The organism is Stenotrophomonas sp. YJH_SMC_40 (assembly GCF_059368615.1).
Genome location: NZ_JCAFRX010000003.1, coordinates 435,318 through 453,487, shown reverse-complemented (window position 1 = coordinate 453,487; position 18,170 = coordinate 435,318). Strand labels below are relative to the sequence as shown.

Below are 18,170 nucleotides of genomic sequence, written 5' to 3'. Positions count from 1 at the left end.
GCCCCAGTCCCCGTGTTCCCTTGCTGCATTGCCCGCCTGCTTCGACACATTGCATATCGCACTCAGGAGCAATGGCGACAGCCTATACCAACCATGAACGGATTTGGAATATGCCGCAGGCGCGGAATAAGACCCGGCGCGCATGGGTGTTCCCGGGCACATGACCTTCCCGCTCGCCCCCTTTTGCATCAAAGACTTCCGAACGAAGACGAAGCAAAAAACCCTGACCAAAGCCTAGGTTATTCATCAAGCAGGGTGAGTGAACAGGAGCCGAGCCTGTAACGTCGCAAGCCCCTCCCAAGAGGCTGGATTGGATCAGAAAATTTGCCAAGCAGAAAGTCCCGACCTACTCATCCAATCACTACGAAAGAGTATTCACTTGCCGGGAACTGCCAGGAATCCGGAGCATTCTCTCCAGGCATAGTCAAGAGAAGCACCCCGGGCACATCCAGCGCTACGGCTGAGAAGGTCCGGCCATTCCCGAAGTGCAAACGAATACCTGAATCAACGATCAGTCCGTCGCCTTGCCAACGAACAATCTCGGTCCGGACGACATCGAGATCTTCCGGCAACTCCAGATCGCTCCATTCGCACGTCGATTCAACTGCGGCCTCGGGCAGGACCTCGACATTTATCGTCCCGAATTCATCCCATCCCTGCGCAACCGTACTGGAAGATGTTAGTTCCAGAGTCATATCCGGATCGAAATTCAAGACCACTTGCGAAGCCGATCGAGCTGCCTGCATCTGTGGAATCCTGCACTCAAGAAGGCGACGCCCCAGGATCAAAGCTGGCAGAGCATCCAGCTGCACTCCCTTCAATTGCAGCGGTAGATAGCGCATGCCGCCGGAGAGCTGTTCAATCGTAGTGTAGGGTTTCATGCGGTTTACTACCGTTTGCAGGGATGTCGATACTCTTGCCACCGGAACTGTTTGTCTGGCGACCAAAAACACCATTTTCTCCGATCTGTGCCCCGGGAGGAGCACTATCACCGCGAACCGCGGGCCTTGTTTCTCCGGCGAGAGTCTCGAGGTCTTCGTCGTAGTTCCCGGTGCCACCGAACTCCGGCTTCAGATTGCCACTTGTATGCCGCGTGCCGTTCTTATTCGGCCCTGCCAAGGGGCTGCTCTGATCACCTACCAGATCCACCGGCAATGCCGGTGGATTCGTGCCACTGGGGGCTGCTGTAGAGCCGGACGGATCAGCCGACTCATTTCGTTGAACCGTATCGATCAGGTTTGAAAGCAACCGACCGCCGTAGGCCACCGTTAGAATGACAGGAAGAGCTAGAGCATCGGCTATGGTATTGACCTCACCAGCACACCGCTTTTCATCGCACGTGACGGCCCGCCCATCAGGATCGGTGAATTTGTAGGGATTCCCGTTGGCATACCGGTACCGATTGAACTGCCCCACAGGCTGCTCATACGCCGTCACAGGATCAACCGACAGGAACACCCCCAACTGCGGGTCCATGTACCGCTGCTGCATGTAGCTCAGCCCGGTAGCCGAGTCGCTCACATGCCCGGTATACCCAGGCCCGTCCGTGACCTGACCACCGACCACGGCCCCGTAGGGCTCGTAGTCATAGCGCTTGATCACATTGCCGTTGGCATCGCTCTCAGCCACGACCGAGCCCAGGGCGTCAGTGTGGATGTACGTCACAGTGGTCTGGGCGACTGCGATTGGCGACAGGCCAAGGCCGATCAGCAGCACACAACACAGCCAGGCGCCTGATGCCCCCAGCTTGCGAATTCGATCTCCACATCTCCTGAAGCGGGTAAACACGCCGCCTGCAGTTCCCCCGAACCTGCGCATCCTTCCAATCTCTGAAAGAGCCTTGAAGCAAGGCTGGGTATTCATAGCACAGGAATGACCGGCTGCAGTTGCCAGGTCAGGAACTGTGCAAGGAGCCAAGCGCCTGGGAAGCCGGAGGGGCGGGTAGATCGCGAGACTCAGAAATCGCGACCTGCCAGCCATGGGCTGGCACTCCTGGGGTTGCCGGCCAGCGGCCGGCACTACCAGAGCATAAAAAAAGCCCCGACCAAGGCCGGGGCTTTTCTACAACTGGTGCCGGAAACAGGAGTCGAACCTGCGACCTACGCATTACGAATGCGCCCACTGAATGCGGCTAGCGATGCAAGCGAACAAGAACTCAATGGATGCAACCCATTCCAGCCGAGCGGACCGGCATGTTCGGTGCCATCGCAGCACTGTGCTGAGCTAGCCCGACAATCGCCGGGCACCCTTTTCCGGGCACTGACCTGCACCGAACCTACTAACGGTAAGCGCCAACTAAGCCTTCGGATACTTCCCATCGCTCAGAACCACTAGCCATTCCGCAAGAAGTTCGCAGCCCCGCAACTACTCAACCTCGCTCGATTGAATATCCAGTGCAACGTCTTCGCTCGAAAAGTAAGCACTCTGGGCCGTCGGAGTTATGCGATAGAGCCGCTGATACCCATCCTTGTCTCGCAGCAGCAATTCTCGTTCCTCGAGGTGCTTCGCACGCCGTCCAACCAGCTGGTGGGAACAGTCTAGCTCCTCCGCAACATCCTTAGGCTTCATCGGCGATCCCTCAGCGTCAAGCGCTGCGAGAATATTTAGATCAACCTGCTCCAGCAAAAGATTCTCGGAAACCTGCCGAACCTGGTCTGCGTACTTCCGAGAGAGATTCGCCACGACGACGGTACCGCTACGGCACTGAGGGCAAACCATTCCATACATCTTAATTGCGGATAACTGATCAAATGAGAACTTGGTAGAACACGTGTCGCAAGAAATATCTTGATTCCTATTCAGAAATGAGAGCACGATCCCCGAATAATCAAAAACTCTTTCAACAAAGTAAAGTCTAAATTCTCGCTCACCCGATGGTCGCCCAAACCGAATACTGTAGCGCTCGCACAGGCCGTAATTTAGCGAATAGACCGAAACCTTCTTTCCCGATCGGTCCGACATTTCGAAGTACTTTGTTACGAAGAAATTCAATTCCAGCGTCTGCAGCACCGACTCCATTGCCACCGGAACATGAAAATGACTTGTCGGCGGAGTTCCTTTTATCCGAGTGAAGACTTCAGACGTATGTTCCCTCAGCTCGCGGGCGCGCCGAACAACGTCCTCCAAGAGCTCTTTCAGACTAAAAATAGAAAGCCTTTCAGCGAAGGTGTCATGAAGAAAACGACCAAGCGAAAAATATGGCTCAATCTTATCCTCATAATATTTTCTAGAAGCATCCTTGATGATTTTGAGATTAATCTTACTTCCACGAACGGACGCCATCTCCGAGGCAAAATGCAAGACGTAACCAAGAATTCTCGGATTCCCAAGACTGGCGTAGAAAAGCTCACGCCAAAGATGTTCGTCATCGACAGCGAAAACTTCCGACTCCCTCCCCGGAAGAAACTTATTGAATCGCTCACCAACTAGACGTTTTGTAAAATCAATTGCTGAATATTCCATGGTCGCGACGTCAGCCGGCGCGTGCAACTTGTATAGGTCAAGGTAGACCTCATCAACCTTCGCCTTGTCGATCTGACCATAATAAATGCGGCCGGGATAAGCCGCAATCTTCAGCTTAACTAGTTCATCGGACCAATTATTCAAGGGCGCGAGCATTCCATCCACCACGAAGCGCATACCATCCTGCGGAAGTTCGCTAAAATCGTCGATCAGAATGTAGAGTTGCCGCACCTTCACGCGATCAAGCAGCTCGCGAAGCTTTACGATGAAATCATTCATCCGTAGCGTTCGAATTAGAACGTCCGAATAATCGAACTCGTCGACAGACTTATTACCCAGTGTCGCGCCCCCCCCTCAAAGGTCAGCCCGATACCCTCTGCCCCCAGGCCGGCAGAACCTTTGACGCTGCGATCGGCAGATATTTCTCGCTTTTCTCTAGTCGCCCTCGTAAGAATTCCTACCGCATTCTCATAGGTGGGAACATTCAGTGATTGGACCAACTCCTCGAGCGCAACATCCAGCTCGGAGATGCCGCCACCGAAAGCCTCCTTAACTTTAGACCAAAGAGAGGCATGAGATATTCGCTTCTTGAGCTGCGCCCTTATTTCGTTGACCAAGGACTCGAGAAACGCCTTTTGAAGCAATATTTTTTCCAGTGCCTCCCTCGGAAGGCCTGAGTCTGTTGCGTAGACGCGACCACTGACAACGGGATCAACCTGAGATGACTCGTAGATTGTCTTTATATCGATGTACGCCGACGTGGAGTAACCCCTACGCAGGATCTCGCGCTGCATCTTCTGGAAGATTGTGGACTTGCCCGTTCCCTTTCTACCGATCAGGAAGGTAGTGTGCGGCTCTAGCAGAGTGGTGATGATTTTATTGCCACGCAGAGGATCTACGTATAGATCATCGATCAGCGAGTCTCCAGAGGCTTCATCCACCAGCTCAGCTCGGCGGTAAAGCTTTAGTGACTGGCAAATCTTACGGAACCCATCTGAGACTTCCTGATCAAACACGCCTTACTCCTTAGTGAAAAAGCTTCGAAATGAGAAATGGGTACCCACGCTTCTGAACGCACTCTACACAGGAAGTTCATAGATTGGCACCCCTCTTGCCCCCAGCCGGACTCCCCCAACCCACGCAGTACTGATGCAGTTACTCATGGCACCACAGATGGCCAGACGTCCTTTTGGAACAACGACTTAGCGAGCCTCAATTGGCAGCCAGGGTGCCGATAAGTGCCTTGTAAGCCGGGGAGCCGTCACTTTGAGCCGATTCGGGCCCGTGAAGCCCCAGGGAAAGCCAGGTAGGGCTCACGCCTGCTTTCAAGGCGGACAGCGGCTTCGGGTGTACGCGCCCCGGAACCGAACCTACGTGTAGTACCTCTCATTGACGTTGCGGTTGCAGGCGAGACACTTTCGATATGCGCCAAAACGCCCAGGACGCTCCTGTCCCAGCAAGCCACCGCATTCGCAAACCAAAGCGCTGCGCCCTTGATCCCAGCGCCAAAGCCTTAGAGTAGCGACAAGTGCAAGGGTGACCGATACCGCGATAGCCAACGCCGGGAGCCATCGCGCCATCGCAGACACTCCTGCAAGCACCGGACTCCCCCGGAGCGCTCCCAACGGCAGCATCAGCAGCAACCCCAGTGCCAAAGCCCCAAGTGCGGGCGCATACATCCTTACCATCATCCACGTCCAACGATCCATGTAGCCGTCCCGGTGATTGTTTTATGCATCCTTGAGCATATCGGTCGCAGAGGATGAGACTTGAAGGGCACACATTCTTTACCGCCCTTACAAGGCCTAGCACCACCGTACGCTTCATACAAGGCCACAATGTCTTGCGACCGCAGGCACCGGCTCATACACCGCCGCCCGCGTCGTGCGTGCTGAACTCAGGCAGCATGCGCTTTAGTAGCGCTTAGCATGGGGCAGACGACAGCATTCCTTGCGCTCGCGAAAGTGACGGTCAGCCCTGCCCCCACTGGCGCCCGATCGGCAGAGACAGACTTGCACTATCAATGCTTGAACCTCAACTGCATCACCCAGATCTCCGGCTAATGATCACGTCACACAGGCTCGGTATGACGCGGATCGGAAGCAGGGTTTCATACATAGCAGAGGCCGCAAGGGCATGCAGAGCTCCCGAGACAGGGTCCTGACGGACGCGAAGACCAGAGGATCGGCTACGAGGGATCCAGCCGAGGGAGAACTCGTCAGGAGATGCACCCTCCCGGGGGGCGTCGGGACGGCAGCGCCTGCCGGAAGCCGACCTCTTGAGCGCTAGGATCTCCGGGCTGGGAGGTCTCGATGTCACGCTTCCCTATATATGTTAAAGCTTATAAGTAAGAGCTAATAGATATAGGGAAGCGTGACATCTCGCCCAGTGCCGGGCCCCTTGCCTACTCCTGGCTCTTGGGTTTCTTCCTATCCCGGAGCTGCTTGTCCTTCTCGCGCCTCTGGATCACCTTGGGATCCCCTGCCTCCTTCAGCACCCGGTGAAGCTCCTGATCCGTCATGGCAGCCCCACTGCGCTCTCGCTCGCGCTGTCGACGCTTGCGGTCTCGGGCCGCAACGCGCTTACGCTCCTTCGGAACGTTCAGCACCCCGAATCGCTCCTGGACCCTTTCCTCGACTTCGGCACGAAATTCAGTGCAACGCTGGGCTACCGGACATTGGCTGCAGATTGCATGCCCTTCGGTGCGCATACCAAAACAGGCTGGATCGGAGGGCCCGGGGGCATCAAGCACCACCGGAGTGCGCGAAGTGTACCCCCCTCGGTGGGCCTTAGCCTCATCGACGAGCCCCTGCCCAAACCGGCGCGTAGCCTCTGCTTCCGAGATAACCTGCTCAATGCACATGAAGCGGCGAAGCAACACCGGTTTGCGAGCACGTCCGGCCTTAGCAATCTGCTCCTCGATCCATGCCAATGCATCCAGCTGCTGCTGGTCGTCGACGAAGTTGACGGCATAGAAGCGCGGATCGAAGTGCCCCGCAAAGGGATCGAAGAACCCTTCGGCCCGCTTCTCCTCCAGACGCTCGAGCAGCATGGGCAGTTTGGAGTCACTACAAAGCTGATTCGGTCGGGGCAGCTGTCGCGTCCCGTTAGCGTCAGCATGTAGCATCAGCTCAATGACATACCGCTCATAGGGGACCCCCATCGCATCCGCGCGCTGGCGCGCCCGCCAGATGCTAGTGAAGTCACCTGCTTCCAGACCGTGGATACGGTCAACAAAGCCGTGCGGCTCACGCCCCTCGCGTCGCACGAAGCGCGCCACGTAGTGCTTGCGATACGCTTCATAGAAGTTCTGCGTCCGCTCGTAGGGGTTCATGTAGCGATATGAAAGATGTGCTGAGCCAGCCAACTCGGGCTCTTCATCGAAGTCGCTCGGTGCAATCCACTCCCGTGCCTGCACCATTTGCTCCGCCGCCACCGCATCAGCTCCAAACTTCTTGGCCACGGCCAATTTCTTGGCGCGACGATATCCCTCCATACTCATTACTGTCCTCTCGTATCCGTTGCCCCCTCCTTCGCGAGGAGTGAGAATACTGCGCTAGCTGCGCCGCCATTTGATTAAGTAGCTGGACGCGGAGGGTCCCTCCGCATCCAGCACTATGGCTTAAATACAATCAGTTCTGCCGCTCGCCGATGCAATTAACGGACATCTCTGCGTCCCAGCGATCCATCACATGCAACTGCACGTCCGGTGCGATGAGCATCTTCGGAGTGATCCGCTTCTTACCCTTCGTTTCCTGGAGATAGCTCACCGCAACGTCAATGTAGACCCCATAAGGGATACCAAGCATGTCAGCGGCCTGACGTGCCGCCCAAAGCATGCGGAACATGGAGGCATCGCATACGCGCATGTCATGCCGCAGCGAGCGATCACCGATGCGGGCAGCGAACAGTTCTGCGAAATTGGACGTCGCCTGGAACGGGGTCAGGTCCTTGCACTCAAAGGCGCGGCGCTGCGCACATGCATTCTCCCTTGCCATTGCGGCCTCCCCCACAATCTCAAGCGCAGTCTCGTGTTCCACATGATCGAGCGAACCACGCGCGCCAAACATCGAAATTGCACGATTCAGATCATTCATCTCATTGCCTCCCGTAAGCACAGCCAATCGCTGTATGAGTAGGCTAGCAACCGTAATATGGCGGGATGTACGATACGGACATCCCGCCATTTTTCACTCATGTATGAAGCCTGCATCCAGGAAGTACCCAGAGATTGAGCAGCTATTGACACTAGCAAGGCTAGTTCGGAAAAGGCTCGATGAGCAGCTGGATGAAATCGGTTTGGACACCAACATGTATTTGGCAATGAGCGAAATTGATCGCCTCTACAAGCGGGGATCACACGCAATCAGAGCTAATGTGGCGAAGAGCCTAGGTATGTCACCGACCTCGATGACAGGCATCTATAGGCGCTTGGATGCCGCCGATCTGATCGAAGAGTGGCAAGACGAACCTATCTTTTTTGACTCCACCCGACAGAAGTACGCAAGACTCTCTGACGATGGCAAGAAGCTTCTACGCCGCGCCAATGATGCCTGGGAGAAGATCAATGTCAGCTACCTGGGAGATCTGAAGGACAGGCAGCTGAAAGACTTCTCATCGTCCATGGCAGTCATTCGCTCGGCACTGGAATCTAATGACGGTTTGGCGTAGCAGCCAGGCAAGATGCACGCTCCGGCTGTATGGAGTGCCCCAGGCGTCAACCCCAATTCGGCAGCGAGGTAGCGCGACTTCCCCGACTCACCTAGGACTTCGCGACTTGGATGCGGATGATCCTGACCCTCTGCTCGATAGCAGCCCCAGCAATGCCAACCAATCGCTTCACAGCGCGCGTCGGACTAAGCAGTTACAGCCCTGCATGCAGAGTCGACGGAGCTCGCCACATCACGCGGCAGGGCGTGCCAGTGCGCTTCTGCCTACGGATAGCACCCCAAACAGAAGATGGCCCCAGATCGCAGACCTTGACACATACGAAAGGCCCGCTGACATCTCTGCCAACGGGCCCGATCAAGCTAGCGAGCAAGTTATCGAGGGCGAATGCCGAACCCAAGCAAGACAGCCCCAGCGACGGTCAGAGCTTGCCCCACAGCGAGCGCGTGCATGTTCGCGATGTTGGTGTAGCCGCTTGCTGATGGGTTGATCAGGAAGTACAGCCCGATCCCAAGCCCAGCTAGGCCCAAGATGACACATGCAGTTGCCGACCCCTCTCTTTCAGCAGCTCCGGCTAGCTTATCGATTTGCATCTTCACGCTCTCGGACGATAGCTTCCCATGACACTTGGGGCAGCTAGTCCTGCCGCTGCCGGTGGGCAGCGCAGCGCCACACGCCGGACACTGATATGGATTATCGGTCATAGTTCCTTCTTGCATCTTTCACTCCTTAGCTAGTGATTTGAGCGGATCACTGTGTCGCTGGACGGACGATCTGAGCATCGTCGACCAAACCGGCTATCGTGCTCCGCTGCGCTTCGTCGAGCACGTACTCTGTGTCACAGACACGAACTGCGACCTTCTGAGCAGCCGCGAAAGCTGAGGCCTCAGCCAAAGTCATCTTCTTGCCGAAGGACAGGATGGCGTACTCGTATCGATTGAAAGCGGGCATATCGCCAGGAAGCGAAACAGCCTTTCCGTCCACGAGCATGTCAAAGCCTGTACCGGCACAACGAACGTCATAGGACGTGTTGAAGGTCACGATGGCAGAGACGGTGAAAGAATCCGACTTCGTTACAGCGCGGTCTCCGTCTACCACGCTCTGTAGGCTCAGAGATACGCCCCTGCTGGTCTTGGACAGCTCAGACAGCTCCACTTTGGCATCGTAGGAGGTTCGATCCTTGAAGCGGTCATATGACCGCTGCTCCTGAGCCACCACCTGGCCTGGGGCAACAGCCGTCAGCACCAATGACACGACGGCAGCAAGCGTAATCCGGTTCTTCATCCTAACGTCCCCGACTGAACGCTGACGGGCCCGGCCACCCCTTGCGGCCGGTCAAACCGCGTGCAACGCTATATACCGCAATGGTAATGACTTCTACTGAATAGGTATATGGCCCATGCTCCTGCAGGTTCACACACCGTTACCTCCGCGTGCCTTCGCCCCCAGTCATCACTTCTACGTTTTCCAAACGGCTGTCCGAAGCGCGAGCGCTGCGCGGGCTGTCCCAGCGCGCGCTGGGCGCTCTGGTGGATAAGGATCAGGACAAGAACCGAGGTGCCGTGCTGATCAACAGGTACGAGCGCGAGCGAAACCAAGCGGATATGACTAAGGCCGCAGAACTTGCCAGCGCTCTTGATGTACCTGTCGCGTACCTCTTCGCTGAGGACGATGACCTGGCTGCCGCGATCTTGGCCTTCGTAAAGCTCACACCGAAAGAGCGCCAGAGGATGCGGGAAGAGCTTGAACGTTTAGCCGGGCGGCAGTCTGACTGATCGCATCACGCCGCGAGCTTGGCAACTGCCGCTGCCAAAGTGTCCGGGGCGAGGTGGGCATAGCGAAGAGTCATGGTGATGTCTGCATGACCCAAGAGCTCCCGCACGGTGTTCAGGTCCACCCCTGCCCGAACCAAGCGCGATGCGAAGTGATGGCGTAGGTCATGGAACCGGAAGTGTTCGATGCGGGCGTCAGCAATAAGCTTGCCCCACCCTTTCTTGATGTCGGTCACGTCGAAGACTTTGCCCGCACGGCGCTCGCCCGCTTGACCGGCCCAACGCTGCAGGACCTCCATGGCTTCGACGTTTAGCGGGATGTGGCGTTGCCTACCGGACTTGGCATTTTCCGCCTGAATGGTGAGCATCTTCGCTTCCCAGTTGATGTCTGCCCAGGTCATCGACAGCAACTCGCCCCTCCGCATGCCGGTGTTCATGGCTGTAAGCACCACTGGGGTCAGGTGATCGACGTACCCGTCCATCGGCAAATCAGGCAGAACCGCTTGCCGGTACTTGCGTCGGGTCGCATTCGCGTTCGCCCTCCCCTCAACCCCGGCTAGATCGCGCGCTGCGAGCGTGGCCCGGAGCATCGCTTCTTCGTCCGGGGACAGGAACCGAACCACCTTGCGGCTAGCCGCTGATCGTTGACGCATGCCCATCAAAGGATTGGTCTCGATCAGCTTCCACTCAACGGCCCGGGACAAGGCAGACCGCAGGCAAGCAAAGTCGCGCGCTGCGGTAGCCTTGGTGACGGCATCGGGGCCAGTGACACGCCCGCGCCACCACCGCTCCATTGTGGGCACGTCAATCTCAATGATCTGACGGCGCAACAGCCAAGGGAACACTGATCGAATGCGGTCTGGGTACTGACGACCAACCTTGAGCTCAGCAACCGCCCAGGGTTCGAAGTGATCGTTAAGCAGCGTTTCGAGCGTGCAACTGGTTGCCCTGGACTTCGCCAAGGCAGGCAGACCAGACTGAACGTATTCAGCTACAGCCTGCCGGGCTTGATCCCGGGCTTGGTCAAGTGTCAGGTGCTCGACCGAACCCAATGTACGGCGCTTACCGTGGGCCCAGGTCACGATCCAAGCTTTATGCCCAGAGGGCTGCACGCGAAGGATCAGACCACGAATCTGAGCGTCCCTGAGCTCGTAGGGGCGATCTCGGGGCTCAGCTGTGAGAACAATGCGTTTGGTGAGGGCGGATGACATCCGGAGGGTCCATAAGTGTCGATAGAGCCAACTTAGGACAGGATGCGAGGCGGTGTTTGGATGAGGATTGTCCGCAGCGTCACAATTTCCGAGATACCCAAGCAGGGATCAAACGAGTCGAATACTTGACCGTCGTCACAGTTTCTGCCATAAGGCCAATAACTCTGGCCGGCTCCAATTTGCTGCCGGAGAGCTACTCGCCTGAATTTCAGCCCTGTCCGATCTACTCCCGTTCCGCAATAGGAGAGTCGATTCATGACGATACGAAAGATCCATCCCCCGAAGCCTCCCAAGCCACCGGATCGGCCACAGAACATCCAGACATTCAGACCATTCGGAAAAACCAAATGGGTCCGTGCCCACTGGCGGTGGGACTACTCGACCCATCAATGGGAATGGGTACTTGGTCATTGGAGCAAGTAGATCCAGCCTGTGAGGATGGCCGTTGGTTCAGACAGACGCCCCCCCCCCCCCCCCCCCGAGATCGCACAAGGGTTCCGAAATATGGCAAAGGGATATCGCCGACTTAACCTCTTCATGGCAAAGCCACTTGCAGATGGCAAGCCACTTTCTTCGCTACTCACTACGACTCCTGTAGATGAGTACCCAATGGCGGAGGCCCTAGGCATTGACGGAACCCTCTTCGTTAAGAAGAGTAAGGAGAAGAGACCCATATGGGGTCCCTTTCTGGACGAGGTCAGCGGCAAAGAGGTTCCAGGGCTGGCAAACCGATCAAGCTCGGCGGCTCTGCTTCTGCGAGTGGGTCATGATGTTTTTGCGTTCACTTTTGGGTACGGGCGTTACCTGATTGAGCAGTCATTGTTCGTACAAGATTTTGGCCTTCGCACAGCGTTGAACACGCTCGATGAAAAATCGTTGCGCAGTGTCGACCTCCATACACTGGAAGACCAGCCTGTCCAGAAAAAGTCTCAGGCAGCCAGGGACTCTGAGGTGAGCGTTTTTGGAATAGATATCCTGAGAGACGTTCTCCGTGCCGTGACAGGGGTACCGAAGAAGGGGATCGACCTCGTACAGATTGCTGGAGGAGATGCCGGATTCTCATTTGGCATCGAATTGGAAGCTTTCCAGCTTCCCGCATTGAGTAGCCGCATCAAAGGTTACTATGACAGCGAGACGTACAAAGCATCGTTTTCTTGGGTCGACAACGTGCGGAGGGTCAAAGACGACGCGGCGATCGCCAAACTTGACGAGATCCTTATCCTCGCCATGCGCGCGCGTAATGAGCAGCTGATGATCACACTTCCTGAGATAGGAGCGTGGGACACAATATTGGGCTTTAGCTTTACACGGAACAAGAAAGGCCTGCGAGCCACCATCGATCCGGCAGACTATCTCGACAACGTTGATGATCTTGCACAACTGAAGATTGATGGAATCAAACGGGATCGACTCTTTGTTCACGACGTTGACGGGAACATCACCGATCACTCAGTCTATCGCTGTGTCTACTTTGAGATCACGGAAGGCGATAAGACAAAGATTATTTTTGACGGAAAGTGGTACGAAGTCGACGCAACTTTTATCGGCCGTATAACAGAAGTCTTAGCCCATGTTCCCCTTTGCCACCTTCCATTCCCGGCAGTGGAGATTTGGGAAGACGACCAGAAACATAGAATTGAAGCAGAGGGGGATTACAACGTACGGGCCGCCGCGGCAAACGGCTACTATTTGCTGGACAAGAAACTTGTCAAGACAGACCGGACCACAACTGCCATCGAGCTCTGCGACCTTTTATCTCCCACCAAACACCTTATTCACGTTAAACACCGGAAGGGCGGTTCAGCGGGACTCAGCCACCTTTTCGCGCAAGGAGGAGTGGCTGCAGAGATCATGCTTAGCGACAAAGATTTTCGAAAGAAGGCAAGGACAGTACTGCGAGGCGTGAATCCGGCGGCGGGCGATCTGGTCTCTCTAAACTCAGTCAAATCAGCAGACTACGAGATCGTCTTTCTTGTTCTTGGTGCAGACAGCGCAACACTTAAGCAGAACTTGCCGTTCTTCAGCAAGGTAAATCTTACGAAGACGTTTGAGAGCCTCAGCCAACGCGGCTTCCGGGTGTCAATTGCCGGTGCTCCAACGATCCAGCGTGTAGTCCCATGACGCACTTAACCTAAGAGATCTGCCTGTCCAACTTCACTGTGGCCGACTGAGTGCCGCATAACTGGCACTCCCACCTTACCGAGATGCCATCAGCAACTCACGACTAAATGATCTTATCGAAAGACGTGACCCGAAGACGGATTGATGCGCCTGCAGCGTCAACCAGCTTGCGTATCTCTTCCGCGTTAGCTTCCTGCTGAGCCCAAGCCCCCATGAAGGTGGCGTCTTTCCCCAGGCCAGTATTACTCTGCAAGAAGTACCGATACTGAACGCTCTCGGTATGCGCGACATTGTCTATTGCGCGCAAGTGTTCATAGATTTCTTCGGGATAGAACGGCCTCTTTCGCTCCCTCGTCAGGTGCAGCGCGTACCTTGCTTCGTGCAATCGTGTGAGGCGCTCCTGAGCAATCTCGTCCTTTGTCTTCGCGGGGTCGACGTAGTCCAAAACCGGCCGCAGCTGGGCGCAGGCGGAGGCTACGTCAAATAGTTGGTGTGACAGCTCAGCTAACACCTCGAACTCCTGCTGATAGCGGAACCCATGTGTCGCCAGCTTTCCAGAAAGGTCTGCACGTATCGACTCAACCTCACGAGTAATATCACCAACATCCTCTTTAGTGGCCAGGTTCTTCCCCTTCTCGGTCGCGTAGGATGAAAGAAACTTCTCGGAGAATTTCCCAAGCAGGAAGAACACTACGGCTACTATCGCGTACTCAATTGTCATCAACGTTTCCATGATTCAGTAGCTGTGGGAGCCAAGCGGCTACCGGACACGGCAGGTGCGAGCTGCAGAACGCGCCCGCAGAGCATACAACACATACCCACTCGGCCTCCGGGAAGGGGCTCGAAGATGCCTGGGAACGTCATCGGAGCGCCGCGATCACCCGCCGACCACTAACGGGTGACCTAGCGTCTCTGTCGCACAGAAAAATCTAAGCCAAAAAGCCGATTTTCGACTTGCCTCGATCGACCCAATCGACACGAACCGTAGGAAATGCATCGCCAGACTGATCAGACTTGCCTCACCTAGGCATGCGTTCCCCTACGACGGACAAGAACCGCTGCATCATCTCAATGTGAGTAGCGCCGCGACCTACAACCGTCAAGAAATTTTGAAGATCTAGATCAACCACCAGCTTCCGGCGCGGGTTTATAAGAAGCGCCTGCTTCCAGACTTCTCCGCGCCCTTCAACATCAGCGATCAGCGACAGCATCCAATACATTAAGACCTGACGGTAGTCGGCCCCACTGAAGTTTCCAACGATGCATTTAACCTCGACAATACAGTCGCCAATTGCGTAATCCCCACAGGAACCAGCAACCCACTGACACCCCATAACTAGCGGCCGGACAACGAGCGGCTGTCCACGTGATCTACATTCCCCAGCCAGAGCGTCATGGAGAGACTTGCCAACCTTGCAAGCAACAGACCAGTCGTGGTCGTCGATGAAGTCGACATATCTAGCATCGTAGAACCGGCTTTGCCTACGCCAAGCTTCAGCCAAGCAGGATTGAGGGCTGTCAGAATCGATGTCCTGCTCAAAAAGACGATCCACCCGTACGCATGAAACCTCAAACAGCAGGGCGGGACCGAGCTTGCACCGGCGAACTTCTTCATCATTGACAGCCTCCCCTTCCAAAGCGCGGCTGGTCGCGTTGAGGTGGGCGACGAGACCCGGAGTAAGACCTGGAAAAACAATCTCAAAGAGGCCAGGCACATCTCGCGCAACGCTTCGCGGGTCAATTATATTAGGTCTGATCATGCGCCCACCTCGCAAAGATCACGGGGAAAGTCTCGGACTCATTCTCTTCGAACCCAAGCTCTCCCCCCTTGATGAGCGATTCGCGTCGTTGTCTACGGAAGTCCGTCCCCTCTCTACTGAAGGACTTGGAGAACAGCCAAGCAGCACGCCTGACCTCAGGATGCATTCCAGCCCACCGGTTAGCAATCGTATTCAGGTCGCCATGAGTTGCCCAACCTGCGGCACAGTCAAGGCAACCGCGCTTAACGGTCTGACTTGCGGCGTCTTCATAAAGACCCCAAACGAACGCGGCACGTGCAGGCGACGTTGAGAAGCGCAAGGCGCGCAGGAAGTGAAGCTGGCTCCCCTCGTTCGTCAGCAAGTAGCGAGAGTGGACTAAGACGTCGTCAAGGCACAGGTCAATCTTGGAATGGATCTCCTTGTAGCCATCGAGGGATCGAAGATGAGCAACTCCACGCATGATAGTGGACCAGGATCCGCGGAAAGACCTCAAGCTCGCCTCGCTCAAAAGCGTCTTCGCCAAGTCTAGTGCGACTTCGGGGGCGTGGAACTCCAACGTTCGCCCCACCTGTGCCACAAGGAAGCTGTCTGGAACTGACTTCTCCAACTCCAAGCTCAGCAGCCTCTGCACATCTAATGATTCAACTGTCGCCCGAAGGCTCTCGTAGTCCTCAACGGGTGAATCCGAGTACGGATCAAAGTGGAGATCAATTTCCTTTAGAGCACCGACCTCGCCCTCATCTGAGCCAAGCTGCGCTTGGACGTAGTCGACGAACGCTGACGCCCGCAGGATTGTAGTCTTGGTCCTGTTTAACGAAAGCCCGAAGTCAGCAAGCTGCTTGGATAGATACGCAAGGTGTTCATGAGCAACGTGGTAGTCCGGGGCAACCAGCACGTAATCATCTACGTACCTAAACCAGTTCAAACCTCTCCGGTCGAGCGCCTGGTCAATTGGTAGCATGAAGGATTCGGCCACTATCCTTGAGAATTGGCCACCAACTGGAAGTGCAAATGATCGCCCTGCTGAGAAGCGAGACAGAAGCGCGTTTACTTGAACAGCAGATTGCTCCCCTACAATGCTGGCGAGCATGTTCTCAACGTGATGATGTGAGATTCGCTCGTAGAAACTGGATATGTCAGTCTGAACCACCACGGCGCCATCGCCCGCCTTCGCCGCAGCGTCAACGGCGGCAACCCTGAAAGCTCGCCAGGAATGAGCCCTGTCGAAGATATCAATGGAGTCGTCGTCATCCACAAAACGGTAGGAGTGCGCACGGATAGACCGATGCGACACGGTAGCGCGTGCCAAACCTATCGCGAGTCCATTCATGTAAAGGTTCCAGAATGGATGGATCTTTGTAACCACCCTGAACCCGGCGGAACCGGTCGGCACCAGCAGTCGCTCAGAGAATGGCTCATAGCCCTTCAAGGCATTCTTAACATCCTCTGGCCGCCGTTCCGAGAACTTGTTATATAGCCTGATTGCTACATACGCTAGAGACTCGGCACATGCCTTCACGAACCTGGAATCGCCATCGAATGGCAGCGTGTCGTTATCTCCATGCGCCCCTACCTCTCGCGCGGCTCTCAAGAAGTCTCTGTATTCCATTACCTTCTCACTCCACGTCACGTGGCGAAGCGTCGACAAACGTCAGGCCTGCTATCAAAACATCGCCAAGCACGGGCCACCTTGATCCATCTAATGCCTTCTTACCACATCGATTCGATTGGCGCTCGGAGAAAACGCCAAGCTTGCGCACTGTGGTAAGCGACATTGAAGCCAACACTGCGACTTTGCGCAGTGGTTCCGCACTGGGTGCGAATTGTCCGCAACTGTCGACTGCTTGAGCAACGTTGACTTTGCAGAGGAAGGAACACCTTCCTTATCAAGCACTTCCGCGATCCGCACAAACAAAAAGCCCCGACCAAGGCCGGGGCTTTTCTACAACTGGTGCCGGAAACAGGAGTCGAACCTGCGACCTACGCATTACGAATGCGCCGCTCTACCAACTGAGCTATTCCGGCGGAGCCCGCGATTTTACGGGCTGGGCGCCCCGGCGGTCAATCCACCCGGCTCAGTCCGCCTCTACCCGGTTGGCACACACCCGCCCAGCCGCGAAATCCTGCAGGTTCCCCAGCGTGATCGCCGAGATCTCCTGCAGCGCCTCCACGGTGAAGAAGCCCTGGTGGCCGGTCACCAGCACGTTGGGGAAGGTCATCAGGCGCTGGAAGGCCTCGTCGTCGATGATCTCGCCGGACAGGTCCTGGAAGAACAGCGCGCTTTCCTGCTCGTACACGTCGATGGCCAGGTGGCCGAGCCGGCGCGACTTCAGCCCGCGGATCACTGCATGGGCATCCACCAATCCGCCGCGCGAGGTGTTGACGAGCATCGCGCCCGGCTTCATCCGCGCCAGCGAGGCGTCATTGATCAGGTGCTGGGTATCGGGCGTCAGCGGGCAGTGCAGCGAGACGATGTCAGCGCGCGCCAGCAGTTCATCCAGCGCCACCATCTCGCCGATGCCCGCGAAGGCCGGCGACGGGTACGGGTCGTGCCCCAGCACCGTGCAGCCCATACCCTTGAAGATGCGCGCGGTGGCCAGGCCGATCTTGCCGGTACCGACGATGCCGACCGTGCGGCCATGCAGGGTGCGCCCGAGCAGGCCGTCGAGCATGAAGTTGCCTTCGCGCACGCGGTTGTAGGCTCGATGGGTCTGGCGGTTGAGGGTCATCACCAGCGCCAATGCATGCTCGGCCACGGCTTCGGGCGAATACGCCGGCACCCGCGCGACGAACAGGTCCAGCGCTTTCGCAGCGGCAAGGTCCACATTGTTGAAGCCCGCACAGCGCAGCAGCACGGCCCGCACACCCAACGCGTGCAGCGCGCGCAGCACCTGCGCATCCAGCCGATCGTTGACGAACACGCAGACCGCGGCGCAGTCCTGTGCCAGCGCTGCGGTATGCGCATCCAGCGCGGCATCGAAGTAGATGAACGTGCAACCCTGCCCCGCCGCCTCACGCAGGTTGGCTTCGTCCAGGAAGCGACGGTCGTAGGGTCGGGCGCTGAAGACGGCGATCTGCATGGAAGAACCTGGATGGAATGCCATGCCGACCATACCGCAGCCACGCGTCCGTAGGGATGGCACCGGCGATGCGAGCATCGCCGGTGCCCTGTGCCA

Annotated in this window: 15 protein-coding genes and 1 tRNA gene; 3 read left to right on the top strand and 13 right to left on the bottom strand. The window is 56.5% G+C overall.

Features of this window, described 5'->3' with window-relative positions; genetic code table 11:
* Positions 1-350 precede the first annotated feature (350 nt).
* From AC5P6X_RS07990 to AC5P6X_RS07965, 6 genes are all read right to left on the bottom strand, one after another.
* Complete coding sequence (locus AC5P6X_RS07990; RefSeq protein WP_123958328.1) at positions 351-881, bottom strand: hypothetical protein; 531 nt, start codon at positions 879-881, stop codon at positions 351-353.
* Complete coding sequence (locus AC5P6X_RS07985; protein WP_425531789.1) at positions 859-1,788, bottom strand: RHS repeat-associated core domain-containing protein; 930 nt, start codon at positions 1,786-1,788, stop codon at positions 859-861. Before AC5P6X_RS07985 ends, AC5P6X_RS07990 begins: the two co-directional genes overlap by 23 nt.
* A 576-nt stretch (positions 1,789-2,364) precedes the next feature.
* Positions 2,365-3,741 carry a winged helix DNA-binding protein gene (locus tag AC5P6X_RS07980; protein ID WP_495215398.1) on the bottom strand — a complete coding sequence of 459 codons (1,377 nt, stop codon included), beginning with the start codon at positions 3,739-3,741 and terminating at the stop codon, positions 2,365-2,367.
* A 14-nt stretch (positions 3,742-3,755) separates the two neighbouring features.
* A complete protein-coding gene (locus AC5P6X_RS07975; protein WP_495215397.1) occupies positions 3,756-4,478 on the bottom strand; it encodes a hypothetical protein in 723 nt (240 codons plus the stop codon).
* Between the two features lie 1,388 nt (positions 4,479-5,866).
* Complete coding sequence (locus AC5P6X_RS07970) at positions 5,867-6,925, bottom strand: hypothetical protein (RefSeq protein ID WP_141097908.1); 1,059 nt, start codon at positions 6,923-6,925, stop codon at positions 5,867-5,869.
* A 169-nt stretch (positions 6,926-7,094) separates the two neighbouring features.
* Entirely contained in the window at positions 7,095-7,559 is a 465-nt protein-coding gene (locus AC5P6X_RS07965; protein ID WP_141097907.1) for a hypothetical protein, read from the bottom strand.
* A gap of 226 nt (positions 7,560-7,785) precedes the next feature.
* On the opposite strand from AC5P6X_RS07965, the gene AC5P6X_RS07960 reads away from it, so the two are divergent.
* Positions 7,786-8,133, top strand: coding sequence for a winged helix DNA-binding protein (locus AC5P6X_RS07960; protein ID WP_141097906.1), 348 nt, complete (start codon positions 7,786-7,788; stop codon positions 8,131-8,133).
* 747 nt (positions 8,134-8,880) lie between these two features.
* On the opposite strand, the gene AC5P6X_RS07955 is transcribed toward AC5P6X_RS07960, so the two are convergent.
* Positions 8,881-9,414 carry a hypothetical protein gene (locus tag AC5P6X_RS07955; RefSeq protein WP_495215396.1) on the bottom strand — a complete coding sequence of 178 codons (534 nt, stop codon included), beginning with the start codon at positions 9,412-9,414 and terminating at the stop codon, positions 8,881-8,883.
* Between the two features lie 149 nt (positions 9,415-9,563).
* On the opposite strand from AC5P6X_RS07955, the gene AC5P6X_RS07950 reads away from it, so the two are divergent.
* Positions 9,564-9,905 carry a helix-turn-helix domain-containing protein gene (locus AC5P6X_RS07950; protein ID WP_088436133.1) on the top strand — a complete coding sequence of 114 codons (342 nt, stop codon included), beginning with the start codon at positions 9,564-9,566 and terminating at the stop codon, positions 9,903-9,905.
* Between the two features lie 5 nt (positions 9,906-9,910).
* On the opposite strand, the gene AC5P6X_RS07945 is transcribed toward AC5P6X_RS07950, so the two are convergent.
* Positions 9,911-11,113: a site-specific integrase gene (locus AC5P6X_RS07945; RefSeq protein WP_088436132.1), complete on the bottom strand. Its 1,203-nt coding sequence runs from the start codon at positions 11,111-11,113 to the stop codon at positions 9,911-9,913.
* A gap of 504 nt (positions 11,114-11,617) precedes the next feature.
* Between AC5P6X_RS07945 and AC5P6X_RS07940 the strand changes: the two genes are divergently transcribed.
* The gene (locus AC5P6X_RS07940) at positions 11,618-13,234 is read left to right on the top strand and encodes a TIGR04141 family sporadically distributed protein (protein ID WP_088436863.1); all 1,617 of its coding nucleotides are present in this window, start codon (positions 11,618-11,620) and stop codon (positions 13,232-13,234) included.
* Positions 13,235-13,337: 103 nt separating this feature from the next.
* Here AC5P6X_RS07940 and AC5P6X_RS07935 read toward each other — a convergent pair whose 3' ends face one another.
* The 5 genes from AC5P6X_RS07935 to AC5P6X_RS07915 form a co-directional block, all read right to left on the bottom strand.
* Positions 13,338-13,955, bottom strand: a complete 618-nt coding sequence (locus AC5P6X_RS07935; protein WP_176414814.1) for a hypothetical protein — start codon at positions 13,953-13,955, stop codon at positions 13,338-13,340.
* 298 nt (positions 13,956-14,253) lie between these two features.
* Complete coding sequence (locus tag AC5P6X_RS07930; protein ID WP_141097957.1) at positions 14,254-14,994, bottom strand: hypothetical protein; 741 nt, start codon at positions 14,992-14,994, stop codon at positions 14,254-14,256.
* Positions 14,981-16,624, bottom strand: coding sequence for an RNA-directed DNA polymerase (locus tag AC5P6X_RS07925; protein WP_495215394.1), 1,644 nt, complete (start codon positions 16,622-16,624; stop codon positions 14,981-14,983). Before AC5P6X_RS07925 ends, AC5P6X_RS07930 begins: the two co-directional genes overlap by 14 nt.
* 319 nt (positions 16,625-16,943) lie before the next feature.
* Positions 16,944-17,019: transfer RNA gene (locus AC5P6X_RS07920), tRNA-Thr, on the bottom strand.
* A gap of 50 nt (positions 17,020-17,069) precedes the next feature.
* Positions 17,070-18,074, bottom strand: a complete 1,005-nt coding sequence (locus AC5P6X_RS07915) for a 2-hydroxyacid dehydrogenase (RefSeq protein ID WP_495215393.1) — start codon at positions 18,072-18,074, stop codon at positions 17,070-17,072.
* Positions 18,075-18,170 lie beyond the last annotated feature (96 nt).

What these genes read in the sequence shown, in the direction of transcription:
- AC5P6X_RS07935 (WP_176414814.1), bottom strand. Translation starts at nt 13,955, where the DNA reads ATGACAATTGAGTACGCGATAGTAGCCGTAGTGTTCTTCCTGCTTGGG.
- AC5P6X_RS07930 (WP_141097957.1), bottom strand. Translation starts at nt 14,994, where the DNA reads ATGATCAGACCTAATATAATTGACCCGCGAAGCGTTGCGCGAGATGTG.
- AC5P6X_RS07955 (WP_495215396.1), bottom strand. Translation starts at nt 9,414, where the DNA reads ATGAAGAACCGGATTACGCTTGCTGCCGTCGTGTCATTGGTGCTGACG.
- AC5P6X_RS07965 (WP_141097907.1), bottom strand. Translation starts at nt 7,559, where the DNA reads ATGAATGATCTGAATCGTGCAATTTCGATGTTTGGCGCGCGTGGTTCG.
- AC5P6X_RS07990 (WP_123958328.1), bottom strand. Translation starts at nt 881, where the DNA reads ATGAAACCCTACACTACGATTGAACAGCTCTCCGGCGGCATGCGCTAT.
- AC5P6X_RS07945 (WP_088436132.1), bottom strand. Translation starts at nt 11,113, where the DNA reads ATGTCATCCGCCCTCACCAAACGCATTGTTCTCACAGCTGAGCCCCGA.
- AC5P6X_RS07980 (WP_495215398.1), bottom strand. Translation starts at nt 3,741, where the DNA reads ATGAATGATTTCATCGTAAAGCTTCGCGAGCTGCTTGATCGCGTGAAG.
- AC5P6X_RS07940 (WP_088436863.1), top strand. Translation starts at nt 11,618, where the DNA reads ATGGCAAAGGGATATCGCCGACTTAACCTCTTCATGGCAAAGCCACTT.
- AC5P6X_RS07960 (WP_141097906.1), top strand. Translation starts at nt 7,786, where the DNA reads ATGAGCGAAATTGATCGCCTCTACAAGCGGGGATCACACGCAATCAGA.
- AC5P6X_RS07915 (WP_495215393.1), bottom strand. Translation starts at nt 18,074, where the DNA reads ATGCAGATCGCCGTCTTCAGCGCCCGACCCTACGACCGTCGCTTCCTG.